General features: G+C 56.7%; 26 protein-coding genes, 2 tRNA genes and 1 rRNA gene. 18 read left to right on the forward strand and 11 right to left on the reverse strand.

Translation table 11 applies throughout. The features are described 5' to 3' along the window. Positions 1-27 precede the first annotated feature (27 nt). Both rrf and WFO64_RS00010 read left to right on the forward strand, forming a co-directional pair. Positions 28-143 (forward strand): 5S ribosomal RNA (gene rrf, locus WFO64_RS00005). 86 nt (positions 144-229) lie between these two features. After that, a tRNA-Asp gene (locus WFO64_RS00010) sits at positions 230-306 on the forward strand. Between the two features lie 217 nt (positions 307-523). Here WFO64_RS00010 and yafC read toward each other — a convergent pair. Then, complete coding sequence (gene yafC, locus WFO64_RS00015) at positions 524-1,426, reverse strand: DNA-binding transcriptional regulator YafC (protein WP_337007852.1); 903 nt, start codon at positions 1,424-1,426, stop codon at positions 524-526. 263 nt (positions 1,427-1,689) lie between these two features. Between yafC and WFO64_RS00020 the strand changes: the two genes are divergently transcribed. Further along, on the forward strand, positions 1,690-2,481 hold the full coding sequence (locus WFO64_RS00020) for an endonuclease/exonuclease/phosphatase family protein (RefSeq protein ID WP_337007854.1): 792 nt from the start codon (positions 1,690-1,692) through the stop codon (positions 2,479-2,481). 107 nt (positions 2,482-2,588) lie between these two features. On the opposite strand, the gene mltD is transcribed toward WFO64_RS00020, so the two are convergent. Both mltD and gloB read right to left on the reverse strand, forming a co-directional pair. Next, positions 2,589-3,965: a murein transglycosylase D gene (mltD, locus tag WFO64_RS00025; protein ID WP_337007856.1), complete on the reverse strand. Its 1,377-nt coding sequence runs from the start codon at positions 3,963-3,965 to the stop codon at positions 2,589-2,591. A gap of 71 nt (positions 3,966-4,036) precedes the next feature. Beyond that, the gene (gene gloB, locus WFO64_RS00030) at positions 4,037-4,792 is read right to left on the reverse strand and encodes a hydroxyacylglutathione hydrolase (protein ID WP_337009448.1); all 756 of its coding nucleotides are present in this window, start codon (positions 4,790-4,792) and stop codon (positions 4,037-4,039) included. A 42-nt stretch (positions 4,793-4,834) separates the two neighbouring features. On the opposite strand from gloB, the gene WFO64_RS00035 reads away from it, so the two are divergent. Beyond that, positions 4,835-5,572 (forward strand): class I SAM-dependent methyltransferase, encoded by a 738-nt coding sequence (locus WFO64_RS00035; protein WP_337007858.1) that lies wholly within the window; start codon positions 4,835-4,837, stop codon positions 5,570-5,572. On the opposite strand, the gene rnhA is transcribed toward WFO64_RS00035, so the two are convergent. Then, the gene (rnhA, locus tag WFO64_RS00040; protein WP_010255125.1) at positions 5,554-6,021 is read right to left on the reverse strand and encodes a ribonuclease HI; all 468 of its coding nucleotides are present in this window, start codon (positions 6,019-6,021) and stop codon (positions 5,554-5,556) included. The two genes, WFO64_RS00035 and rnhA, sit on opposite strands and share 19 nt — an antisense overlap. Before the next feature lie 54 nt (positions 6,022-6,075). Between rnhA and dnaQ the strand changes: the two genes are divergently transcribed. Then, on the forward strand, positions 6,076-6,807 hold the full coding sequence (gene dnaQ, locus WFO64_RS00045) for a DNA polymerase III subunit epsilon (RefSeq protein ID WP_337007860.1): 732 nt from the start codon (positions 6,076-6,078) through the stop codon (positions 6,805-6,807). A 134-nt stretch (positions 6,808-6,941) separates the two neighbouring features. Beyond that, positions 6,942-7,018, forward strand: a tRNA-Asp gene (locus WFO64_RS00050). A 49-nt stretch (positions 7,019-7,067) separates the two neighbouring features. Here the strand turns inward: WFO64_RS00050 and WFO64_RS00055 are convergent. Then, positions 7,068-8,576 carry an NCS1 family nucleobase:cation symporter-1 gene (locus tag WFO64_RS00055; RefSeq protein ID WP_337007862.1) on the reverse strand — a complete coding sequence of 503 codons (1,509 nt, stop codon included), beginning with the start codon at positions 8,574-8,576 and terminating at the stop codon, positions 7,068-7,070. A gap of 143 nt (positions 8,577-8,719) precedes the next feature. On the opposite strand from WFO64_RS00055, the gene WFO64_RS00060 reads away from it, so the two are divergent. The 3 genes from WFO64_RS00060 to puuE are packed head-to-tail and all read left to right on the forward strand — an operon-like array spanning position 8,720 to position 11,154. After that, a complete protein-coding gene (locus WFO64_RS00060; RefSeq protein WP_337007864.1) occupies positions 8,720-9,442 on the forward strand; it encodes a GntR family transcriptional regulator in 723 nt (240 codons plus the stop codon). Then, positions 9,439-10,170 (forward strand): allantoin racemase, encoded by a 732-nt coding sequence (hpxA, locus tag WFO64_RS00065; RefSeq protein ID WP_337007866.1) that lies wholly within the window; start codon positions 9,439-9,441, stop codon positions 10,168-10,170. Before WFO64_RS00060 ends, hpxA begins: the two co-directional genes overlap by 4 nt. A gap of 30 nt (positions 10,171-10,200) precedes the next feature. Next, positions 10,201-11,154 (forward strand): allantoinase PuuE, encoded by a 954-nt coding sequence (gene puuE / locus WFO64_RS00070; protein ID WP_337007868.1) that lies wholly within the window; start codon positions 10,201-10,203, stop codon positions 11,152-11,154. A 50-nt stretch (positions 11,155-11,204) separates the two neighbouring features. Here the strand turns inward: puuE and hpxZ are convergent, their stop codons facing one another. The 4 genes from hpxZ to WFO64_RS00090 are packed head-to-tail and all read right to left on the reverse strand — an operon-like array spanning position 11,205 to position 14,760. Beyond that, positions 11,205-11,585, reverse strand: coding sequence for an oxalurate catabolism protein HpxZ (gene hpxZ, locus WFO64_RS00075; RefSeq protein WP_337007870.1), 381 nt, complete (start codon positions 11,583-11,585; stop codon positions 11,205-11,207). Beyond that, positions 11,585-12,982, reverse strand: coding sequence for an AtzE family amidohydrolase (locus WFO64_RS00080; RefSeq protein ID WP_337007872.1), 1,398 nt, complete (start codon positions 12,980-12,982; stop codon positions 11,585-11,587). The genes hpxZ and WFO64_RS00080 overlap by 1 nt, the downstream gene beginning before the upstream one ends. Next, positions 12,979-13,161 (reverse strand): oxalurate catabolism protein HpxX, encoded by a 183-nt coding sequence (hpxX, locus tag WFO64_RS00085; RefSeq protein WP_337007875.1) that lies wholly within the window; start codon positions 13,159-13,161, stop codon positions 12,979-12,981. The genes WFO64_RS00080 and hpxX overlap by 4 nt, the downstream gene beginning before the upstream one ends. Before the next feature lie 12 nt (positions 13,162-13,173). Next, a complete protein-coding gene (locus tag WFO64_RS00090; RefSeq protein ID WP_337007877.1) occupies positions 13,174-14,760 on the reverse strand; it encodes a gamma-glutamyltransferase family protein in 1,587 nt (528 codons plus the stop codon). A gap of 138 nt (positions 14,761-14,898) precedes the next feature. Here WFO64_RS00090 and hpxU point away from each other — a divergent pair, with 138 nt between their 5' ends. The 9 genes from hpxU to uraH all read left to right on the forward strand — a co-directional run bounded on the left by hpxU (position 14,899) and on the right by uraH (position 22,097). Further along, entirely contained in the window at positions 14,899-15,738 is an 840-nt protein-coding gene (hpxU, locus tag WFO64_RS00095) for a MurR/RpiR family transcriptional regulator HpxU (protein ID WP_337007879.1), read from the forward strand. 190 nt (positions 15,739-15,928) lie between these two features. Further along, entirely contained in the window at positions 15,929-16,714 is a 786-nt protein-coding gene (locus WFO64_RS00100) for a transporter substrate-binding domain-containing protein (RefSeq protein WP_337007882.1), read from the forward strand. Between the two features lie 10 nt (positions 16,715-16,724). After that, entirely contained in the window at positions 16,725-17,393 is a 669-nt protein-coding gene (locus WFO64_RS00105) for an amino acid ABC transporter permease (RefSeq protein ID WP_337007885.1), read from the forward strand. Further along, positions 17,393-18,049 (forward strand): amino acid ABC transporter permease, encoded by a 657-nt coding sequence (locus WFO64_RS00110; RefSeq protein WP_337009450.1) that lies wholly within the window; start codon positions 17,393-17,395, stop codon positions 18,047-18,049. Before WFO64_RS00105 ends, WFO64_RS00110 begins: the two co-directional genes overlap by 1 nt. Further along, positions 18,030-18,761 (forward strand): amino acid ABC transporter ATP-binding protein, encoded by a 732-nt coding sequence (locus WFO64_RS00115; RefSeq protein ID WP_337007887.1) that lies wholly within the window; start codon positions 18,030-18,032, stop codon positions 18,759-18,761. The genes WFO64_RS00110 and WFO64_RS00115 overlap by 20 nt, the downstream gene beginning before the upstream one ends. A 21-nt stretch (positions 18,762-18,782) precedes the next feature. Further along, positions 18,783-20,018 carry a pyridoxal-phosphate-dependent aminotransferase family protein gene (locus tag WFO64_RS00120; protein WP_337007889.1) on the forward strand — a complete coding sequence of 412 codons (1,236 nt, stop codon included), beginning with the start codon at positions 18,783-18,785 and terminating at the stop codon, positions 20,016-20,018. Further along, positions 20,015-21,268: an allantoate amidohydrolase gene (hpxK, locus tag WFO64_RS00125; RefSeq protein WP_337007891.1), complete on the forward strand. Its 1,254-nt coding sequence runs from the start codon at positions 20,015-20,017 to the stop codon at positions 21,266-21,268. Before WFO64_RS00120 ends, hpxK begins: the two co-directional genes overlap by 4 nt. A gap of 2 nt (positions 21,269-21,270) precedes the next feature. Then, the gene (gene uraD / locus WFO64_RS00130) at positions 21,271-21,765 is read left to right on the forward strand and encodes a 2-oxo-4-hydroxy-4-carboxy-5-ureidoimidazoline decarboxylase (RefSeq protein WP_337007893.1); all 495 of its coding nucleotides are present in this window, start codon (positions 21,271-21,273) and stop codon (positions 21,763-21,765) included. Beyond that, the gene (gene uraH / locus WFO64_RS00135) at positions 21,762-22,097 is read left to right on the forward strand and encodes a hydroxyisourate hydrolase (RefSeq protein WP_337007895.1); all 336 of its coding nucleotides are present in this window, start codon (positions 21,762-21,764) and stop codon (positions 22,095-22,097) included. The genes uraD and uraH overlap by 4 nt, the downstream gene beginning before the upstream one ends. A 32-nt stretch (positions 22,098-22,129) precedes the next feature. Here uraH and WFO64_RS00140 read toward each other — a convergent pair whose 3' ends face one another. Then, positions 22,130-22,897, reverse strand: coding sequence for an amidohydrolase (locus tag WFO64_RS00140; protein WP_337007897.1), 768 nt, complete (start codon positions 22,895-22,897; stop codon positions 22,130-22,132). Further along, positions 22,885-24,045: a pyridoxal phosphate-dependent aminotransferase gene (locus tag WFO64_RS00145; RefSeq protein ID WP_337007899.1), complete on the reverse strand. Its 1,161-nt coding sequence runs from the start codon at positions 24,043-24,045 to the stop codon at positions 22,885-22,887. The genes WFO64_RS00140 and WFO64_RS00145 overlap by 13 nt, the downstream gene beginning before the upstream one ends. Positions 24,046-24,319 lie beyond the last annotated feature (274 nt).

The following is a 24,319-nucleotide window of genomic DNA, read 5'->3' on the forward strand; positions in this document are numbered from 1 at the left end:
CGTCGGGCGGCGCGGAGACAGAATTTGCCTGGCGGCTGTAGCGCGGTGGTCCCACCTGACCCCATGCCGAACTCAGAAGTGAAACGCCGTAGCGCCGATGGTAGTGTGGGGTCTCCCCATGCGAGAGTAGGGAACTGCCAGGCATCAAATTCGTTCCTTTTCCCCTGACGAGGAAAGTAACAGGAACAGACGGCTATCAGCAAGTGGCTGATGCCGTGAAAGAACCGGTGGAGCGGTAGTTCAGTTGGTTAGAATACCTGCCTGTCACGCAGGGGGTCGCGGGTTCGAGCCCCGTCCGTTCCGCCACTTAATTGGAAAGCCCTGACTTAACGGTCAGGGCTTTTTCCATTGCAGCAAATTTTATCGGTAAAATTGGCCACCCTGATTTCTGTCAAGCCCGAAAATCCAATTAATAGTCGCTAATTATCTGAATTTACATCGATAATCTTACTATCATCCCTCATTTCTTTATTGCACCCGCGACCGTAGTAGCAGACCCCGACATGTACTGCCACTCTAGACTTCAGGTGCGCCACGGTTGCTCAGCTGTATACTCACTGAGAAAGTCGATAAAGGCCCGCACACGCTGGCTTACGCCAATATCACTATAGTAAACCGCATTGAAGGGCATCTCGACCGGAAGGCGTTGATTGGCCAACACTTCAACAAGTTTTCCCTCAGCAACCTCACGATCGATCATATAGTCCGACAGACAGGCGATGCCATTACCGTTAAGACAAAGCTGCTTGATGGTCTCACCACTGTTAGAGGAGAGAGTCCAGTCGATATCATAGAGTTCGCCGCTTTCGCGAGAGACGGGCCAGCGATTGAGTCGTGGGGAGTCATCAAAGCCAAGACAGTAGTGGTTATCCAGCTCAGCCACCGTTTGAGGTATCCCATGCTCATGCAGATAGGCTGGTGAAGCAACGACCTTGCGAAAGCTATTGAACAGCAGTCGGGCGCGCAGCGTAGAGTCGGTTAGGTTGCCGGCGCGAATAGCGATATCCACTTTCCGCTCAATCAGGTTGATAAAACTTTCTGAGGAGATCAAAGAAAGGGTCACTTCAGGATAGCGCAGACGAAATGGCTTAATCATCGGCATCAGCAAATGCAGGATAACTGGTGTCGCGGCATCAACGCGCAGCAGTCCTTTAGGCTCCTGTAAACTTTCCATCAAATCGCTTTCTGCCGTGGTCATCTCCTGCAAAAAGCGTTGAACATGGCGGAAATAGCGTTCGCCCTCTTGTGTAAGCGCCAGCTGCCGCGTTGTACGGGTCAGCAGGGCAATACCAAGCTTGCTCTCAAGTTTTTTAATTGTCCTGCTGACGGCAGAGTTAGCCATCTGCAACTGTTCAGCAGCGCGACTGAAACTTCCACTTTCTACTACGCTGACAAACACTTTTAGTTCGTCAGAAGATGCCTTCATTCTTCCTCCCTGCAGTAACGTGGTCATTAAGCCTGTTTATGACCGATAATGTTGTTATAACCAATATAGGATCCCTAAACCATGACACCGTATATGTCGTCACCTGATCTGCCTCGTTTTGCTTAGCTGACATAGAGGGGCTGCTTTATTCTGGAAAAGGGTGATGAATTCTGACATTCACCTGCATCCATTGAAACCCCGGTCTAAAATCCCTATAACAGACAGGTGTTAACTGTATTTTGAATCATCAGCCAGGCGGGAAAGTGCGCAAAAAAACTTATGCAATGCGATATGTAGCAGGACAACCAGTGGAACAGATCTTTCCACCTGGCGCGATGCTCCATCTCGGTCAGGCACTGCCACCCGGCGCGCCATTGCCCGCACATCCAAATCTCAAAGTCCTTGTATGGAATATCTTCAAGCAGCAACGCGCAGACTGGATGTCGGTACTGGAAGGGTTTGGTAAGGATGCTCACCTGGTATTATTACAGGAAGCGCAGACTACTCCTGAACTGGTGGCGTTTGCCACCAGCAATTATCTGGCTGCCGATCAGGTACCTGCCTTTGTGCTGCCTCAGCATCCCTCTGGGGTGATGACGCTAGCCTCTGCGCACCCTGTCTATTGTTGTCCGCTGCGCGAGCGGGAGCCACTGCTGAGGCTGTCAAAATCAGCCCTGGTTACCGCATATCCTCTGCCCACTGGTGAAATGCTGATGGTCGTTAACATCCATGCAGTTAACTTCAGTCTGGGCGTCGATGTTTATAGTAAACAGCTGGGCCCAATCGGGGAGCAGATTATGCATCACCAGGGGCCAGTGATTATGGCCGGGGATTTCAATGCCTGGAGCCGGCAGCGCATTAATGCGCTGTACCGCTTTGCTCAGCGTATGAAGCTGGAGGAGGTAATGTTTACTGCCGATCATCGTCGTAAAGCATTTGGCCGCCCGCTGGATTTCGTCTTTTATCGCAATCTCAGAGTGAGTGAGGCATCCGTACTGGTGACGCGCGCTTCCGACCATAATCCCTTACTGGTGGAGTTCAGTTCTGGTCGCTAGTCAGGCGCATAGCGTTTGCCTGCAGAAGAAGGGAAATTCGGGGGATAAGTAAATAGCAGCAGATGAATAAAAGTAAAAGGCTGACAAATATCAGCCTTTTCAGCATATCAGGTATCAGGTGTTGCGTTATTATTCACAAACAGCGTTAAGTTATCGCCGGGTTGAATATCTTTTGCACTGTCCAGCACACTGTTCCAGCGCATCACGTCTTTGATATTGACGCCGTGATGACGGGCAATACTGTCAAGAGAATCACCCTTACGAACACGATAGGTGATGCTGTTGCCGTTATCAGCCAGTCGGGTGCCATTCGAACCGATAGTCAGAGTCTGACCGGGTCGGATATCAGCACCGCGCAGATTGTTCTCCTGCTTCAGTGTGGAGACACTAACGCCAAGTTTAGAGGCGATACCAGAAAGCGTATCACCCTGTCGCACTTTATACCCGCCATTCGCGCTGGCTTTTGCAAGCTGCATGGGCTGTACCGCTGCGATGTCACCGGAAGCCAGTGAGTTACGCAGTTTGGCGACATTCGACTTCGGCACCATAATATAGTGCGGGCCGTTTGGCGCGGTTGCTCCGCCTTTGTAACCGGTATTGAAGCTCTTAAGTTTCGTGAGCGACATACCCGCCATTTCGGCGGCCTGCGTCAGCTGTATCTGCTGACCCACTTCCACTCGCGCCAGAGCACGACTTTCATTAGGTGTCGGCAGTTTGATACCGTAACGCTGGTTATTTTTGAGCAAGTCACTCAGCGCTAACATTTTAGGCACATACACAGTCGTTTCGCGTGGTAGCGATAAATGCCAGAAGTCAGTCGGCTTACCGCGCGCCTTGTTCTGCTTTATCGCTTTGAGTACACGTCCTTCACCGCTGTTGTACGCTGCGATGGTTAGTAACCAGTCACCGTTAAACATGGTATTAAGACGCTGCATCATATCCAGCGCAACTTTCGTGGATGCGACCACATCGCGTCGCCCATCGTAATACTGGTTCTGTTTCAAACCATAATTTCGACCTGTTGCAGCAACAATCTGCCATATACCAGCGGCATTGGCGGATGAGGTTGCGCGGGGGTCAAAAGCGCTCTCCACTATGGGTAGCAGTACCAGTTCCATCGGCATTTTACGTTTCTGTATCTGCTCGACTATCCAGTACATGTACGGCTCTGCCCGTAATGTTACATCGTGGAGATAGCTCTTATTTTTTAAAAATTTACTCTTTTGTTCGCGGATTGCCGGATTTTCCGGAATCCCCATCTTCAACTCGTCACTAATGAAACGCCAGAGATCTGCGTCTGCTGCGAGGCCAGTTCCATCTTCCTGCCATCGCGGCGACAAAAACTCGTCTCCGTACTTTCCATTTTCACCTTGACCAGCTGAAGACAGACTCTGTGCATGCTGTACCGGGATATTGGCATCGTTCCTGGACGCCTGACATCCTACCAGCAAGACTGAGGCGAGTAAGATCGCTTTAGCCTTCATATGTGTGTCAATAGTTCGCTTAAAAGACGAGCAACTATACGTGACGACTTTTCACAACACAACCCGAAAAATCAAAAAGCGTCTTTCTTCTCGCGTAGAACGGCAAATGTCCGCCATACTGGTTCATCAGTAATGTTAACGTTTAATGCTCTTTGTAAATCAATGTCTTGCGTACGCAGAAATAAATTTATTGACCGTTCGTGCGCCAGTTTTGTTGGCAAACTAATGCTATTTTCAGCGCGTAAGTCCTTAATTTTCTGATATTCGGCCATTATTTGCGGGTCATGGGGCATAATAGCCGCAGCAAACTTCAGATTGGATAAAGTATATTCATGCGCACAACAGACTAAGGTCTCACCCGGAAGCTGATTAAGCTTTTGAAAAGAATGATACATCTGTTCGGCCGTGCCTTCAAAAAGGCGGCCGCAGCCACCCGAAAAGAGGGTATCGCCACAGAAAAGATAAGGTGAGCTGTAATATGAGATATGTCCTAAAGTGTGACCAGGGGTGTGGAGCACCTCGAAAGTCAGGCCCAGTATCGAGACTGTATCGCCTTCGCTGACTATCGTTCTTGCCCCTTTAGCGGCGGTTTCCTGGGGACCATAGACCTCAAGCTGTGGGAAATGCTCACACAGTGTTTTTACTCCGCCCGTGTGGTCGTTATGGTGGTGAGTCAACAGAATAGCGACCGGCTGCCAGCCATTGGACGCCATTTTTTCTAACACTGGCTGAGCTTCGCCGGGATCGACAATCAGACATTTACCTTCATCATCAGTCAGCGTCCAGATGTAATTGTCCTGCAACGCAGGAATACTGGTAAGATTCATCATCACCTCTTGCAGGTCGTCGGAAAAGGAAGAGCGTAAAGCATGAAGCCCGCGAAATCACGCCAGATTCTGAACGCACCGCTGTCCTGGCGCGATATGCCGTGGGGAGATTATTTCCGCGACGCGCTAACGCAGCAGCTTCAGCCTTACCTCGGAAAGCTATATGGCTTTCATATGCTTAAGCTTGGCAACCTCAGCGCAGAAATCAACACCGAAAATTGTGCTATTTCACATCAGGTTAATGTTGGCAGTGGAGGTGAGCTGTTACAGGTGCTGGCTGACCCGATGCAGCTGCCGTTTGAGTCGAAGTCGATCGATGCCTGTTTGCTGGCCCATACGCTCGCCTGGAGTCAGGATCCTCACCGTGTATTGCGCGAAGTGGATCGGGTATTAATTGATGATGGCTGGATGATCATCAGCGGCTTTAATCCGTTCAGTCTGCTTGGCGTGAGTAAAATGGTGCCGGGATTAACCCGCAAGGCGCCATGGAGCGGGCGAATGTTCAGCCAGATGCGGTTACTCGACTGGCTGGGATTGTTGAATTATGAGGTGGTCTACCGCACCCGATTTCAGGTACTGCCGTGGCACCGACAGGGCGGAAAACTGATTAGCGCCCACTTACCGGCGCTGGGATGTCTGAATATTGTGGTGGCACGTAAACGCACTTTCCCGCTGCTGCCGACCCGGGCTAAGAAGAGCATGAGCACCAGCAAGATTCGCCAGACAGTCAACGCCACACGTCAGTTTCGGCAGACAGAAGATCAGGATTCGGTCTTATAGCCGATATCTTCAAAGGCGGGGTTCTCAGCCGCACTGCGGGCCAGCACGTCGCAGCGCTCATTTTCAGGATGCCCGGCATGACCTTTAACCCACTCCCACTGAATCTTATGGGTGCTCAGTGCCAAGTCGAGACGCTGCCAGAGATCGACATTCTTCACCGGTTTTTTATCGGCGGTTTTCCAGCCACGCTTTTTCCAGTTATGGATCCAGCTGGTGATCCCCTGCCGCACATACTGACTGTCGGTGCTGAGCACCACATCGCACGGCTGGGTCAGCGCTTCAAGCGAGACAATTGCCGCCATCAGTTCCATCCGGTTATTGGTAGTAAGGTGATAGCCGGCGCTAAAGGTTTTCTCATGCTGACCGTAACGTAAAATCGCCCCATAACCGCCGGGACCGGGATTTCCAAGACAGGATCCATCGGTGAATATTTCTACCTGTTTGCGCATCTCTGGTAGACTTCCTTCTGACAAAAACGCCAAGTCTGACATAAAACGGGTCTTATGAGCACTGCAAATAACCGCCAGATCGTTCTCGATACTGAAACCACCGGCATGAATATGATCGGGGTACATTATGAGGGGCACCGCATCATTGAGATTGGTGCGGTAGAGGTGATTAACCGTCGCCTGACCGGTAACAATTTCCATATGTATCTCAAGCCTGATCGGCTGGTCGACCCCGAAGCGTTTGGCGTACATGGCATTGCCGATGAGTTTCTTGCCGACAAGCCCGCGTTCAGCGAGATCGTTGATGAGTTTCTCAATTACATTCGCGGTGCTGAACTAGTGATCCATAACGCTCCGTTTGATATCGGCTTTATGGACTATGAGTTTTCTAAGCTGAACCGTGGCATTGAGAAAACCGAAACCTTCTGCAAAATTACGGATAGCCTCGCGCTGGCGCGTCGTATGTTTCCCGGCAAGCGCAACAGCCTTGATGCGCTTTGCTCACGTTACGAAATAGACAACAGCAAACGAACCCTGCACGGCGCACTGCTTGATGCCGAGATTCTGGCTGAAGTCTTCCTGACCATGACCGGCGGCCAGACATCACTCTCTTTTTTATCGGAAAGTGAAAGCGCCCGTCAGGCACAGGGAGAGAGCATTCAGCGCATCGTGCGTCCCGCCTCTGCACTGCGTGTGGTCACGGCCAGCGAAGAGGAAGTGGTTGCCCATGAATCACGTCTGGATCTGGTGATGAAAAAGGGCGGGAGCTGCCTGTGGCGCGGCTGAATTGCGTAATTTTGTGGATAAAATCAACGGCAAGCTGAAAAAAACAGCAAACAATTTATTCGCCTGGAAAAAGCATTGACGCCGTAACAGCCTGCCATTACTATGCGCCTCGTTCTCGACGGGGAACAAAGCGCGGAGCGGTAGTTCAGTTGGTTAGAATACCTGCCTGTCACGCAGGGGGTCGCGGGTTCGAGCCCCGTCCGTTCCGCCAATATCTTTAAAAAAGCCGATTCAGAAATGAATCGGCTTTTTGCTGTCTGCTATTCAGCGGCAGCTTGATTTTTTGGCGCCACCCCATTGGCATGCCAGTGGGCAACCTCCTCAGCCTCACGATCTTCACGGGCGATAAAGCGATAGCAGCCTGCAGCCAGACCGGCACCAATAAACCAACTGAAGTTTGCCACTTGATGCAGGGATGGGATAAAGCTAATCACCAGGCAAACCGCCACCGACGGCAGCAGCGCGCCAATCGCTTTGGGGTTAAAGCCACCGTGATACCAGTAACGGCCTGCTGGCGTATCGTTAAACAGATCGTCGACCGAGATACGTCCACGTCTAATCAAATAGAAATCGGTCAGCAAAATCCCGAACAGCGGCCCGATAAATGATCCCAGCACATCCAGGGTGTAGTGAATCAGTTCAGGAGACTGGAACAGGTTCCACGGCGTTAACAGCACCGAGCCAATTGCAGCGATCATCCCACCAGTACGGAAGCTAATTTTCTGTGGTGAACAGTTAGAGAAGTCAAAAGCGGGTGAAACGAAGTTCGCTACGATATTGATGCCGATGGTGGCGGTAATCATGGTCAGCAGTCCAATCGCAACTGCCAGATCGTTGCCGACCATGCTCACGGTTTCAATGGGATCGGTAATCATTTTGCCAAACAGCGACTGGGTACCCGATACAATCACCACCGTCACCACGGAGAACAGCAGAAAGTTAAACGGCAGGCCCCAGCGGTTGCCGCGACGGATCTCTGACATGCTTTTGCCGTAGCGTGAAAAGTCACCGAAGTTCAGCAATGGCCCGGAGAAGTAAGAGACCACCAGCGCCGTCGCCGTAATCATCTGCCATGTCTGCTCTCCAGCCGTGAGCGATTTGCTGGCCAGGGTAAAGGAGATTCCATCGAAACCGGTCTTGTATACAATCCATCCCGCCAGCGCCACCATTACCACATACACTGCTGGCCCTGCGACATCGATAAACCGTTTGATGGCATTCATGCCATGCCAGAACACCATTGCCTGCAGTAACCACATAATGCCGAAGCAGCACCAGCCCAGCAGCGACAGACCCAGCCAGTGCGGAACGGTCATCGATGTCAGCGAAGGCGCGAACTTCAGCAGCACCAGCATCAGCGCATTCGCCGCCAGATAGGTCTGGATGCCATACCATGCAAACGCGATCAGTCCGCGTATCACTGCCGGAATGTTGGCGCCAAACACGCCAAATGCCTGACGGCAGATCACCGCGTAAGGCACGCCCGCCATCTGGCTCGGTTTCGCCACCAGATTTGCACAGATTTGCACGATGCAGATGCCTGCCAGCAGGCAGAGCAGCACCTGCCAGCTGGCTAATCCCAGTGTGAAGAAGCTGGCGGCCACCACATAGCCGCCCATGCTGTGTACATCGGACATCCAGAAGGAAAAAATGTTGTACCACGACCAGTTCTGATCGCGTGTCGGTGCCAGGTCGTCGTTACAGAGCCGTGGGCTGTAACGGGCACTGGCTTCAGAGGCCGTGCTGACCACCGTTGATTGATTTGGCATGAAACCTGCTCCTTTACCCGAGAGTGGAATGAATAATCTGGTAAAACGGTATTGCAGGATTCAGGCCAGATCTCTTTTCTTGTATACAATTTTTAATTTTCACGTATACGATAGTGGCACACAGCGAGCGACCGGAGCAGGTAATGACGAGTAAAACAGGCCAGCGAGATGCCACCAGGCTGCAGGATAAGGATGAAGGAATTTACCAGGCGTTGATGAACGCCATTGTTGAGCACCAGCTGCCGCCGGGGAGTAAATTGCCGGAAGAGGCACTTTCCGGGGTATTTGGTGTGAGCCGCACCGGTATTCGCAAAGTGCTGCAACGCCTCGCGGCGGTGCAAATGGTCACTCTGACGCCCAAACGTGGTGCGCAGGTGGCCACACCCGGCGTTGAAGAGGCGCGTGACATCTTCTCAACCCGTAGCTTAATGGAGTGCGCCAATCTGCCTGCGGTACTGGCGCATCTGCAGCCCCCTCATCTGGTGGCGCTGGAGCAGCTCATCGTGCAGGAGAACCAGGCGCACGCCGATCATGATGGCCCGGCTGCAATTCGGCTCTCAGCAGCGTTTCATATTCAATTACAGGCGATTTCCGGTAATCAGGTGCTCACCGGCATGGTAACCAGCCTGACGCAGCGCTCTTCGCTGGTGATTGCCGCTTATGGCGCGCCCTGGCAGCGAGGCTGCCGCTGTGACGATCATGGGAATCTGCTGCAGTTACTCCGTGCGCGTGCGCTGGCGCCACTGACGCAGGCGCTACAGCATCACTTTGAGCACATCGTTTCCAGCCTGCACTTTGAGCGCAGCGGGGAAACCCTGCCCGATTTCCCCCGACTGTTTGCCGCCGGCTTTGGAGTTGCCTCATGAGCCTGATTCAGGTTATCAACCCCAACACCAGCCTGACGATGACCGAAACCATCGCTCAGGCCGCACGTGCGGTCGCCGCGCCGGGTACCGAAATTCTGGCTGTTTCGCCGTCGCAAGGCGTGCCCTCCATTGAAGGGCACTTCGATGAGGCAATCGCCGCTATCGGTGTGCTGGAGCAGATCAAACTGGGCAGAGCGCAGGGTGTCAGCGGCCACGTCATTGCCTGCTTTGGCGATCCGGGTTTACTGGCTGCACGCGAACTGGCCAACGGACCGGTGATCGGCATCGCGGAAGCGGCGATGCATACCGCCACCCTGCTGGCGACGCGATTCTCCATTGTCACCACGCTGCCACGCACCCTGGTGATTGCACGTCATCTGCTGCAGCAGTATGGCTTTACCCATCACTGTGCAGCACTGCATGCCATCGATCTGCCGGTTCTGGCGCTGGAAGATGGCAGCGGCGTGGCGCAGGAAAAAGTGCGACAGCGCTGTATTCAGGCGAAACGGGAAGATGGCAGCGGGGCAATTGTGCTGGGCTGCGGCGGGATGGCGACACTGGCTGCCTCGCTGACCCAGGAGCTGGGCCTGCCAGTGATCGATGGGGTCAGCGCGGCGGTTAAAATGGTGGAGTCGCTGGTAGCGCTTGGCTTTGGCACCAGCAAACATGGCGATCTGGCCTGGCCTTTGCAGAAACCTCTCTCTGGTGCGTTTCAGCATCTAAACTAACGGAACGTTCCCGATGACAGGAAGCGAGTGATGACTGACGCTGCAGAGAAGAAAGAGTACAGCTTTAACAAAAACTATCCGCGCGATGTAATCGGTTATGGCGCTCATCCGCCGCACGCCGCCTGGCCCAATAAGGCCCGGGTGGCGGTGCAGTTTGTTCTGAACTACGAAGAGGGCGCAGAAAATAGCGTGCTGCACGGCGACGCGGGCTCAGAACAGTTCCTCTCCGACATCATCGGTGCAGCCAGCTATGCCGATCGTCACATGTCGATGGAGTCGTTGTATGAGTACGGATCCCGCGCCGGTTTCTGGCGCATCCACAATGAATTTCAGAAACGCGGTCTGCCGTTAACGGTTTTCGGCGTGGCGATGGCGCTGGCGCGTCACCCGGAAATCGTCGAGGCGATCAAGCAGGCCGACTATGATGTCGTCAGCCACGGCTGGCGCTGGATCCACTATCAGGGGATGGATGCAAAAACCGAACGTCAGCATATGCAGCAGGCGGTCGATGTGCTGGTCGATCTGTTTGGTAAAGCGCCGACAGGCTGGTACACCGGCCGCGACAGCCCGAATACGCGTCGGCTGGTGGTGGAGCAGGGGGGGTTCAGCTACGACAGCGATTACTACGGCGACGATCTGCCTTTCTGGACCCATGTCACCTGTCAGGATGGCACGGTGAAACCGCACCTGATTATCCCCTATACCCTGGAGTGCAATGACATGCGCTTTGCCTCGCCGCAGGGATTTAACACCGCCGAACAGTTCTTCACCTATCTGCGCGACAGTTTCGATGTGTTATATGAAGAGGGAGAGACAGCGCCGAAGATGATGTCGATCGGCATGCATTGCCGCCTGCTGGGGCGCCCTGGCAAATTCCGCGCACTGCAGAATTTCCTCGATCACATTCAGCAGCACGATGATGTCTGGATTTGTACCCGCCAGCAGATCGCTGACCACTGGATTCGCACGCATCCGGCAGCTTAATCCGGTTCCGGCGCTGGCCCCGCTCAGTTCGGGCGAAGCGCCGGATAGTGTCAACTCATCAGACTGACCTGTGCCGCCACGATGCACCAGCCGTGGCGCATTCGCACCCAGGTCTGCTGCTGACGGCCAATTTTATCGCTGCCGGTACGGGTAAATTCGGTGCTGCAGACTGCATAATCCTCGCCAAAAGTGGTAATTACGGTGTTACGCAGCGTCCGGTTCAGCCCGGCGGAAGGGCGTGCAGCCCGGAAGGCCCGAATCTCATCAATGCCATACAGATTCTCACCTGCACCAAGACGCACGGTTCGCGGATCGTGCCAGAACAACGCATCCAGTTCCGCCACGTCATTGCTGACCAGCGCCTGCTCGTAGCGATAAAACTGCGCCGTTACCTCGGTGACCACCTGCGGTATATTAATCTCTCTGTTCATCAGGCTCCTGCCATATTCATTTGCGGCATGGTGATGCCGCGTTGTTCCAGTGTCCACGCGGTACGTAATACCGCCTCTTCATTAAACGGACGGGCGATAAGCTGTAATCCAATCGGCAGACCACAGCGGGTTGCCAGCGGCACGGTACAGACTGGCAACCCCAGGAAGGAGATCGGCTGCGTCAGCATACCCATGCTCGCTTTAGCGGGCAGAGATTCACCCTGAATCGACAGTGTCTGCTGACCGAGGGTGATCGCGCTGCAGGGTGTGGCCGGGGCTATCAGCACATCGACGTGGTCAAACAGCGGTAAAACCTGCTGCTGAAAATGGCGGCGGAAGCGCTGTGCCTGCACGTACCAGGCACCTGGCATCATGGCACCGGCCAGCAGACGCTCGCGTGAGTTGGGTTCAAACTGCTCCGGCATCTGGCGCAGAGCGGGCAGATAGTGATTACCGCCTTCTGCGGCGGTCATGATAAACGCCGCCGAGCGGGCCAGTTCTGCTTCCGGCATCAGCACTTCTTCCTGTGCATCAAGTGCTGCTGCGACCACTGCGACGGCAGCGCGGGCATCCTCATCGCACCAGCGGGCAAAAAAACCGCCCAGTACGCCGCAGCGTAATCCTTCACTGCCCTGTGATAGCCCCGGCAGGGTCTCGGCCAGCGGACGCTCGGCCTGAAACGCATCGGCACGGTCTGCGCCCTGCAACTGATCATAAACCAGCGCCAGATCCTCAACCCGCCGCGCCAGCGGACCGATATGGTCAAGGCTGGCGACAAACGGATGGCTGCCGCTACGTGACAAACGGCCAAAGGTTGGCTTGAGGCCAAAAATGCCACACAGCGACGCGGGCACCCGAATTGATCCGTTGGTGTCGGTACCCAGCGAAAAGTGGACCAGCCCGGCGGCCACCGCGGCGGCTGAACCGCCTGACGAGCCGCCCGCCACGCGGCTTAGATCGCGCGGATTGTGCGTCGCACCATAGTGGCTGTTTTCGGTGGTAAAACCATAAGCGTAGGCATCCATGTTCAGCATGCCCGACAGCAGTGCGCCAGCGTGATGCAGCTTATCGACGGCGAACGCATCCGCGCGTGCCGCAGGTCGATCGCTGAACAGGCTGGCTCCTGCCAGCGTGCTGTGGCCCGCCACATCAAACAGGTTTTTCACCGCATAGGGGATGCCCGCCAGTGGTGGCAGCGTCTCGCCGCGCTGCCGCTGCGCATCAAGCGCTGCGGCCTCTTTTAACATGCGCGGGCCCGTCACTTCCGTCCAGGCATTCAGCGCGGGATTATTCTGCTCAATGGCCTGCAGCGTGCTCTTTGCCACTTCCAGCGCGCTGATCTCACCCTGCTGGATCGCCTGCTGCAGGGTCTGAATCGAAACGTCACCTAACCTCATGCCTGGTATACTCCCGCCACTTCAAGCCGGTCACCCAGCGGAAACGCCATCAGCGGCGCAGCCATCTCCGCGAGACGCGACAGCTGGATCAGCAGTTCAGCGCGGCGGGCGTCATCCAGTTCCAGTTGCAGGATCTGCTCCATATGGCCGATGTAACTGGCCCAGTCGTGTTGATTCATGATTCGCTCCTGTTAAAAACCGGCGGCGCTGCCGTTACTGCGCGGATCGCTCGCGCCTTCAAACATGCCGTTGCGGTGGCGCACTATAGCGCCAGCATGGCCCACGGATTCGCTGAAGTCCGGCAGCTGTTGCACCTCATGGCCCCATTCGCGCAGTTGTTCGACCGTTTCGGCGGAAAAGCGGCCTTCCAGTTTCAGCGAGTCTGATGATTGCCCCCAGGTTCGGCCCAGCAGCCAGCGCGGCGCACTGACCGCCTGTTGTAACGGCAGGCCCTGAATCACATGGCGGGTAAAAATCGCTGCCTGGGTCTGCGGCTGGCCATCTCCGCCCATCGCGCCATACACCAGCGTGCGGCCATCCTTCAGGCGGGCGGCAGCGGGATTCAGGGTATGAAACGGCTGCTTACCAGGCACCAAAGCCAGTAAATGTTCAGGGTCCAAACTGAAAGCGGCGCCACGGTTCTGCCAGGTGATGCCCGTGCCGGGCAGCACCACACCGCTGCCAAACTCGTGGTAGATGCTCTGAATAAAGGATACGGCCAGACCGCTGCTGTCCATCACGCCCATCCAGACCGTGTCGCCTGGCCCGCGACCGCTACCCCAGGCGGCGGCTTCTCCATCGGCGATCTGGCTGGCGAGCGTGGCGAGGTGATCGCCATCCAGCAGCGCCTGTAAATCTTCCGTAACGTAGCGCGGATCGGTAATGTGCTTATCGCGCAGCGCAAACGCTTTTTTGGTGGCTTCAACAATGCGATGCACCGTCTGAGCGTCGTCAGCGTCCGCCATTTCAAGCCGATCGGTGATGCCGAGGATTGCCAGCGATACCATGCCCTGAGTCGGCGGGGTGATATTCCAGATGTCGCCTTCGCTGTGGGAGAGATGCAGCGGCGTCGCGCGACGGGCGCGATGCTGTTGCAGATCGGCCAGCGTCACCGGCATGCCCAGCACTGCCATCTCACTGGCCAGATGCTGAGCCAGCGGACCGCGATAAAAGCTGTCGAGTCCCTGTTCAGTGAGCTGAGTTAGGGTATTCGCCAGCGCGGGCTGGGTAAAACGGCTGCCTGGCTGCGGCACATCGCCGTCGGGCATAAAGGTGGCGCTGAAGCCAGGTTGATGCTGCAACTCACTGCGAAAGGTCCTGGTGGCGGCAGTCTGTGAAGCGGTCACCGGAATTCCATCGGCGGCATAGCGAATCGCATCCCGCAGCAGGCGTGCCAGCGGCAGCGGCGGGGTGCCCATCTCGGCAGAGAGGGTTAGTGCTTCCTGCCAGCCGCTGACCGTACCGGCCACGGTCAGCGCGGCTTTCGGCCCGCGATGCGGGATCTTCAGGTGATCGGCATAAAAATCACGGTGAGCCAGCGAACCGGCTGCGCCGCTGGCGTCAATAGCGACAGGATCACCGCCGGGCGGCAAAATCAGCCAGAAGCCATCGCCGCCCAGTCCGTTCATATGCGGGTAGACCACGGCGATGGTCGAGGCGGCGGCCACCATCGCTTCAATGGCGTTACCGCCATCACGCAGCACCGCGAGTGCGCTTTCGCTCGCCAGATGGTGCGGCGCCACCGCCATTCCCTGCGGGGCCATATTGCTTTGAATCATCTTTTTCTCGTTCTTCGGGTGACAGAATCCATAACAAAGCAAGAGCTGTTCCAGTTTTCATGCTCAGCTGACAATGCGCCGCTTAACCTGGCGTAAATTGTGCTAGCTTCTGCTGAAACAAAAGTTACAGGACGCCTTATGAAACAGCTTGATGAACGACTCAGAAGTCACTATCCCCAGCTCTCTCCGCAGGAGCAGCGTATTGCCGACTTCGTGTTTGACCACTTCGATGACCTGATCAGCTACAACAGCGCCGAGCTGGCGCGGCTCAGTGGCGTGTCGAAAGCCACGGTCAGTCGGCTTTTTAAGCGTCTGGGCTACGAGAAGTACAAGGATATGCGAGATGAGTTACGCATCCTGCGCCAGAGTGGCATGCCGCTGACCGACAACCGTGATGCCGTGCAGGGCAATACGCTGCTGGCGCGCCACTATAAGCAGGAGATGGCTAACCTGACGCAGTGGGTGAACGGCCTGGATGCCCGGCACTTTAATGACGTTATTCAGCAGCTGGCGCAGGCAAAACGCGTCTTTATTGTCGGCATGCGCAACGCCTATCCAGTGGCGCTGCATCTGCGACAACAGCTGGTGCAGGCGCGTTCAGAGGTGCATATCCTGCCGCAGCCAGGTCAGACGCTGGCTGAAGAAATGGTGGACATCACGCAGGATGATATGGTGATAGTGATGGCGTTCCGTCGTCGTCCCCGCATCATTCGCCCGCTGATGCTGCAGTTGCAGGCGGCCGGTATCCCGCTGCTGGCGCTGTGTGAGCCACAGGCGCAGGCGGTGATTGCGCTGGCTCGCTGGCAGCTCTGTACGCCGCTGGACAGCGTCTCCGCCTTCGACAGCTATAGTGCGGCTATGAGCCTGGTTAACCTGATAGCGAATGCCTTGCTGCACGAAATGCTGGCCCAGGGACGCCAGCGTATCCATCAGATTGCCGACCTTTACCAGCAATTTGACGAGCTGGAGCACCGTTAACAGGCACCTTTTTGGTGCTTTGCCCCCTTTCTGAGCACGCCTGCCGTGGCGTAGTCGCTCCGATTACGCCCGATTTCTGCCGAACGCTTTGCCGCTTAACCCTTTTTCTCACATGGACCGTGTTGGCACATTAGTTGCAGATTGCATATCAAAGAATCTTTTGTTTCACGTAATCTCACCGGGGTGCATAATGAAAAAAGTTTTAATAGCGGTTGCGGCAGCGGCATTACTGATGGCACAAGCGGGAAGCGCGCTGGCCGATCAACTGCAGGACATTCAGAAGCGCGGCGTGATCCGCGTGGCGGTGCCGCAGGATTTCCCGCCGTTTGGTTCGGTCGGCACGGACCTGCAGCCGCAGGGATATGACATCGACACGGCGAAATATCTGGCAAAGCAGATGAAACTTAAGTTGCAGCTGGTGCCGGTCAGCAGTGCCAACCGGGTGCCCTATCTGCAAACCGACAAGGTCGATCTGGTCATCTCCAGCATGGGTAAAAATGCGGAGCGGGAAAAAGTGATCGATTTCAGCCGCGCCTATGCGCCGTTCTTCCTGGGCGTATTTGGTCCGAAAGCTGATGAAATCAAAGCGGCGAGCGCCCTGAGCGGCAAGTCGATTGGCGTTACGCGCGGTGCGGTAGAAGATATGGTGCTCAGCGAAGTCGCACCGAAAGATGCACAGGTGAAACGCTACGAAGATAACAACACTACGTTATCTGCTTATCTTTCTGGTCAGGTGCAGTACGTTGCGACCGGCAACCTGGTGGTCGCCGCGATTGCGCGCCAGAATCCGGCCAAAGCCCCGGTGGCGCAGTTTATGCTGAAAGATTCACCCTGCTTTATCGGCCTGAAGAAAGATCAGCCTGCATTGAAAGCGAAAGTGAATGCGCTGATTGAGCAGGGCATTAAAGACGGCACGCTGAATAAACTGTCAGAAGAGTGGCTGAAAGCACCGCTGCCTGCCAACCTCGGCGCCTGAGGACGGATTCATGACCGGGCAACTTAACTTTCCCGCCCTGTGGCCCTACTGGCCGGAGCTGCTCTCCGGTCTGTGGGTCACTATACAGCTGACGCTGCTGGCGACCACCGGTGGCGTGGCGATCGGCATAGCAGGCGCGGCGCTGCGCAGCGGCAGACCCAGCTGGATGAGCCGACTGTGGGGCATCTATGTCGAGCTGATCCGCAATACGCCGTTTGTGGTGCAACTGTTCTTTATCGTTTTTGGACTGCCTGCGCTGGGACTGAAACTTACAGCCGGCGAGGCGGCACTGCTGGCGATGCTGATCAACCTTGGCGCCTACAGCACCGAGATTATCCGTGCCGGGATTCAGGTAACGCCCAAAGGGCAGTGGGAAGCGGGACGGGTGCTGGGATTAACCCGCAGCCAGACGTTTATTCGGGTGGTGCTGCCGCCCGCGCTGCAGCGCATTTATCCGGCGCTGGTGAGTCAGTGCATCATCGTGATGCTGGGCTCGTCGGTGGTGTCGCAGGTCTCCTATGAGGAGCTGACCTTCGCTGCCAACCTGATCCAGTCGCGCACCTTCTTAAGTTTTGAGGTCTATCTGGTCACCACGCTGATCTACCTGGCGTTGTCGATTGCGATGCGCCATCTGCTGCTGGCGATTGGCCGTAAATGGTTTGGAGTGCAGCCATCATGATGACGACCTTTACCGACTGGGACATCCTGCGCAACCTGCTGCTGGCCGCACGCTGGACCCTGTTGTTATCGCTGGTGGCGTTTGTCGGCGGAACGCTGGTGACGCTGCCGCTGCTATTTATGCGCCTTCTGCAACGTAAGTGGCTGACGCGCGCGGTACGGGGTTACACCGCGCTTTTTCAGGGAACGCCGCTGCTGATGCAGCTTTTCCTGGCGTTTTTCGGCGTCGGCCTGTTTGGGATTGATGTCGCCCCCTGGACGGCAGCCTCGCTGGCGCTGACCTTCTACACCAGCGCCTTTCTGGTCGATATCTGGTACGGCAGCATCCGCGCCCTGCCGAAGGGGCAGTGGGAAGCGTCGCGCTGCCTCGGCCTGACCTTTGGTCAGACGCTGTGGCGGGTGGTGGCACCGCAGGCGATCCGCATCGGTATCGCCCCGACGGTGGGATTCGCCGTGCAGGTGATCAAGGGCACCGCGCTGGCGTCGATTATCGGCTTCATCGAGCTGACCAAGGCCGGCACCATTCTGAACAACGTGACCTATCAGCCGTTTAAAGTCTTTGGGCTGGTGGCGCTGGGCTACTTCCTGATGTGTTATCCGCTGTCTCGCTACAGCCAGTATCTGGAGAAAAAATTCAATGCCGCTCATCACCATTAATCAGGTGCAAAAATATTACGGCGACAACCATGTGTTGAAAGGCGTGGATCTGGATATCGACATGGGCGAGGTGATCTCGATCATCGGTCGCAGCGGATCGGGTAAAAGCACGCTGCTGCGCTGCATGAATGGGCTGGAAGGCTATCAGGAGGGCAGCATCAAGCTCGGCGGGATGACGATCACCGACCGCGATTCTCAGGCGCGTGAAATCAGCCGCTCGGTCGGGATGGTGTTTCAGAGCTTTAATCTGTTCCCGCACATGACGGCGCTGGAGAACGTCATGCTGGCCCCGCGCCGGGTGCTGAAGAAAAGCGACGCCGAGTGCCGGGCGCTGGCGGCGCAGATGCTGGAGAAGGTCGGGCTGGGCGAACGCCTTAACTACTATCCTGCCAGCCTCTCCGGCGGTCAGCAGCAGCGCGTGGCGATCGCCCGTGCGCTGGCGATGACGCCGAAAGTTTTACTCTGTGATGAGATCACCTCCGCGCTCGATCCTGAACTGGTGGGCGAAGTGCTCAAGGTTCTGGAGCAGCTGGCGGCAGAGGGCATGACGCTGATCCTCGTCACCCATGAAATGAACTTCGCCCGCGACGTGGGCGATCGTGTGGTCTTTATGCATCAGGGGCGCGTCTGGGAACAGGGCGACAGTAAGACGCTGTTCGCCCAGCCGCAGACGCCAGAGCTGAAGCAGTTTATCTCTTCGGTTCGTCTCTGAGTTTTAGAAAAGGAAATGATGATGGATATAACACAATTCCCGCAACTCAATCCGCCACAGCGTCTGCTGATGGGACCGGGGCCGATCAATGCCGATCCCCGCGTGCTGCGCGCTATGTCAAGTCAGCTGCTGGGTCAGTACGATCCTGCGATGACCCACTACATGAACGAAGTGATGGCGCTCTATCGCGGCGTGTTCCGCACCGAAAACCGCTGGACGCTGCTGATCGATGGCACGTCACGTGCTGGGATCGAATCGATTCTGCTCTCCGCTATTCGCCCTGGCGACAAAGTGCTGGTGCCGGTATTTGGCCGCTTTGGACATCTGCTGTGCGAAATTGCCCGCCGCTGTCGTGCGGAAGTTCACACCATTGAAGTGCCGTGGGGCGAGGTCTTTACCCCCGACCAGATTGAAGATGCGATCAAAAAAGTGCGGCCACGGCTGCTGCTCACGGTACAGGGCGATACCTCGACCACCATGCTGCAGCCGCTGGCGCAGCTGGGTGCCATCTGCAAACAGTATGGCGTGCTGTTCTACACCGATGCCACCGCGTCGCTGGCGGGCAATGCGCTGGAAACGGATGCCTGGGGACTCGATGCCGTATCCGCGGGGATGCAGAAATGCCTGGGCGGTCCCTCAGGCACGTCGCCGATCACCCTGAGCGCCGAAATGGAAACGGTGATCCGCAAACGTAAATGCGTTGAGCAGGGGATCCGCACCGAGGCGCATCAGGATGGCGAAGAGGAGATGATCTACTCAAACTATTTTGATCTCGGCATGATCATGGATTACTGGGGCCCGGAGCGGCTCAACCACCATACCGAAGCCACCAGTGCACTGTTTGGCGCGCGCGAGTGCGCCCGTCTGATACTGCAGGAGGGGCTGGACAATGGCATCGCCCGTCACAAGCTGCATGGTGAAGCGTTGCTGAAAGGCATTCAGGGAATGGGCCTTGAGACCTTTGGTGACCTGAAACATAAAATGAATAACGTGCTGGGCGTGATGATTCCGTCCGGTGTTAACGGCGATCAGGTGCGCAAGCTGATGCTGGAAGATTTCGGCATTGAGATTGGCACCTCGTTTGGCCCGCTGCATGGCAAAGTGTGGCGAATCGGCACCATGGGCTACAACGCGCGTAAAGATTGCGTGATGCAGACGCTCTCCGCGCTGGAAACGGTGCTGACCTATGTCGGTTATCGCACGCCGCAGGGCGCCGCCGCGCAGGCCGCCTGGGATCACTACGGGAGCCAGGCATGATGATGAGCGCCAGCGAAGCCCAAACCGCTGCACAGCGCGTGATGGCGCGCTGCGATGCGCTGGCAGCGATCAGCGAAACGGCTGAGGGGCTGACCCGCGTCTACCTGTCGCCCGAACATCTGCGCACCAACGCCTGCGTGGGGGAGTGGATGCAGGCGGCGGGAATGCAAGTGTGGCAGGATGACGTCGGCAATATCTGTGGGCGCTACGAGGCGGCAGAAATGGGTGCGCCCGCGCTGCTGCTCGGCTCACATCTCGACACGGTACGCAACGCCGGTCGTTACGACGGGATGCTGGGCGTCCTCAGCGCCATTGAAACCGTGCAGTGGCTTAACGAACATCAGTGTCGCTTACCGCTGGCGATTGAGGTGATTGGCTTTGGCGACGAAGAGGGCACCCGCTTTGGCATTACATTGCTTGGCAGTCGCGGTATAACCGGCAGCTGGCCGCAAAGCTGGGTAACGCATCCCGACGGCAACGGCATTACCGTGGCGCAGGCGATGGCGGATGTCGGTCTCGATAGCAATCAGATCGCCTCTGCGGCGCGGCGGGTTGAGGATATTGTCGGTTATCTTGAGCTGCACATTGAGCAGGGCCCCTGCCTGGAGCAGGAAGATCTGGCGCTGGGCGTGGTCACGGCAATCAACGGTGCGCGCCGTCTCAACTGCCGTTTCACCGGTGAAGCGGGTCATGCGGGCACGGTGCCGATGACCCACCGCAAAGATGCGCTGGCCGCTGCCGCGGAGTGGATGGTGTTTATCGAACAAACCACCCGTGAGCAGGGGCCGCAGCTGGTGGCCACCGTCGGCACCCTGAACTGTGCGCCGGGTGCGGTGAATGTGATTCCTGGCGAGGTATCGCTGTCGCTGGACGTGCGTGGTCCGCTGGACAATCCGCTGGAGACACTGCTCTCCAGCCTGTTAACCCAGGCCGAGGCGATTGCGCTGCGTCGCGGACTCCAGTTTGAGTCGAACGAATATTATCGCATCGGTGCCACTGCCTGTGATTCCGCGCTGCAACAGGCGCTGAGTCATGCGGTGGAAACGGTTCAGGGCCGTAGCCTGTCACTGCCAAGCGGCGCCGGGCACGACGCGATTGCGATTGCTGAACGCTGGCCGGTGGGCATGTTATTTGTGCGTAACCATCGCGGCATCAGTCATCATCCGGCGGAGTCCGTGGCGGTTGAAGATGTGGCACCCGCATTGCAGGCTTATTTACAGGCGGTCTTGCTGATTGCCGAACGGAGCTGAACATGGAATTAGCCGCATTTAATCAACTGCCGGCTGACAGGGCGCAGGTGGCCATCCGGCATTGTGTGGCGATCCCGCACTGGCAGCAATCGCTGGTGGCTGTCCGGCCTTTTGCTAACACCGATGCGCTCCTGGCAACTGCCGATGCGCTGGCCCGGCAATGGCAGCAGCCTGAACTGGAGTCAGCACTGTCGGCGCATCCCCGCATCGGTGAGCGCGTGAACGGCGCAGATAAAGAAGCTAGCCTGTCGCGCGGCGAGCAGACCGCCATGCAGCAGGCCGATCACGCTCTGCTGCAGGCGATGCAGCAGGGTAATCAGGCGTATGAAGCGCGTTTTGGCCGGGTGTTTCTGATTCGTGCTAAAGGGCGCAGCGGTGAACAGATGCTGGCAGAGCTGCAGCGTCGGTTGCAAAATGACGATCAGACCGAGCAGCAGGAGGCGCTGGATCAGCTGCGTGAAATTACGCTGTTACGCCTTGAGGAGACGATTCAATGAGCACCGTTACCACCCATATTCTGGACACGGCGCTGGGTAAACCGGCCAGTGGCATAGTGATTTCGCTGGAGCAGAATAGCCCGGAAGGATGGTTTCCGATTTCACAGGGTGAAACGGACAGCGACGGGCGTCTGAACGATCTGACTCCCGAGCCGCTGACACCGGGCCACTATCGTTTAACGGCAGAAATTGGCGACTATTTTGCCGTCGCCGGTCAGGATGCGCTCTACGTCAGCGCCCAGATAGATTTTATGATTGCCGAGGCGGGCAGCCACTTCCATCTGCCGTTTCTGATTTCGCCCTGGTCGTGGTCAACTTATCGCGGCAGTTAAGGGGTGCCTGACTGGACTGCCGCGCCCGCCATTCACAGCGAAAAGCGATCCGCATCCTGCCAGGCCGGAAAACGCTCGCGGTAAGCATGAAGCGCGTCCAGCGACAGCTCGGCATCCAGCCGGGCGCGCTGATGCGGCTCAGCCGCGCTGAGGATCTCGCCCTGCGGTGAAATAATCTGGCTGTCGCCGCTGTATTCATGCTGATTGCCGTCACTGCCCACGCGGTTACAGCCTGCCACATAAGCCTGATTTTCAATCGCCCGCGCTAACAGCAGCGCCTGCCAGTGCAGCGCACGCGGCGCCGGCCAGTTGGCGACATAGAGCGCCAGATCGTAATCGTTGCGGTTGCGCGAGAAGACCGGAAAACGCAGGTCGTAACAGATTTGTGGCAGGATACGCCAGCCGCGCCACTCAAATACCTGACGCTGTTCGCCTGGCAGATAGTGGTGATGCTCGTCCGCCATGCGGAACAGGTGACGCTTGTCATACTGATGCAGCGTGCCGTCCGGCTCGACCAGCAGGAAGCGGTTGACCGCGCCATTGTCGGTCTGAATCGCCGCGCTGCCGCCGACCAGTGCATCGGTGCGACGGGCATGCTGATGCAGCCACTCTGCCACCTGCGCCTGAGGCAGCGAGCTTTTTGCCGCTTCCATCGCAAAGCCGGTGGTGAACATCTCCGGCAGTAAAATCACATCGCGTCCGGTGAGTCCGGCCAACTGCTTATCAAAATGGCGAAGGTTGGCCTCGCCATCCATCCAGCTCAGCGTCTCCTGCAAAAGTGTCATTTTTAAAGCTGACATAAGCGCTCCGCGGCAGCATCTAATGTCGCCGGCTGTTTGGCAAAACAGAGGCGGATCAGTTTATGAGGAAAAGGTTCGACGCAGAACACCGACAGCGGAATCGCAGCGACGCCCACTTCGCGGGTCAGCCACTGGCAGAAACTGACATCATCCAGATCGGAAATAGCGCTGTAATCCACCAGTAAAAAGTAGGTGCCTTCGCAGGGGAGCACCTTAAAGCGGCTGTTGTTCAGCGCCGTTGCCAGCCGGTCTCGGCGGTCGCGATAAAACGCAGGCAACTCAAGATAGTGTTCGGGATGCTCACGCAGCATATCGGCAATCGCCAGTTGCGCCGGGGTATTCACCGAGAAGGTCAGGTACTGATGCACCTTGCGCACTTCAGCGCTGATCGCCGCAGGGGCAATGCAATACCCCACTTTCCAGCCGGTCATGTGGAAGGTCTTACCAAACGACGACACCGCAATGGCGCGCTGACGCAGTTCGGGATGTGCCAGCACGCTGGCGTGGCCCGCCTCATCAAAGCAGATGTGCTCATAAACTTCATCACTCAGCACGTAGACCGGCCGAGCAGCAATCGCCTGCCACAGCGCAGCGAAATCCTGCTGCTGCCAGACGGTCGCCGAAGGATTGTGCGGTGTGTTCAGGATCACCAGCCGGGTTTTGTCACTCAGCTGCGCAGCAAAGGCTTGCCAGTCCACCCGGAAGGCGGGCGGCTGCAGCGTAATGCGTCTCATGACGCCACCTGATAACTCCACCGCGGGCGCATAGCTGTCGTAGCTCGGATCAAAGCAGATCACCTCATCGCCTGGCCGCACCAGCGCGGTAATTGCCGCATAGAGCGCTTCGGTTGCGCCCGCCGTTACGGTAATCTCCGCATCAACATCAGGACGATAGTCATAAAGCCGCGTGGTTTTCTCTGCAATCGCCTCACGCAACGACAGCGCACCGGTCATCGGCGCATACTGATTCGCGCCCTGGCTGACGTGATAGGCCAGCCGCTGCTGCAGATAGTCCGGGCCGCTGAAATCGGGAAAGCCCTGAGAGAGATTGATGGCGTTATGCTGCTGCGCCAGCGCACTCATCTGGCTGAAAATCGTGGTGCCGAGCAAAGGGAGTTTACTCTCGGGGATCAGGTTGTGCTGCGTCATGATGTCAGGCCTTAAGCGCGAAGATTGATGCGGTGTCACCCGGTGTTTGTGCCACTATAAACAGGATGGTAGTATTTGGCAATCAAGACGCTTAGACGGCTAAATGCTTCATGCTCCGCACGTCAGCGGCGTTGGCTGCGCTTGCTTACCCGAGTCACTTACTCATGTAAGCTCCCCGGGATAAGCGCGCTTGCCGCCTTGCTGACGCACGGATCATTTAGCATTTACATGCGTCATGCTCCGCGCGTCGGTGGCGCGTACTTATCCGTGATTA

This window comes from Pantoea sp. AS142, assembly GCF_037152305.1.
Classification (GTDB): Bacteria; Pseudomonadota; Gammaproteobacteria; order Enterobacterales; family Enterobacteriaceae; genus Pantoea.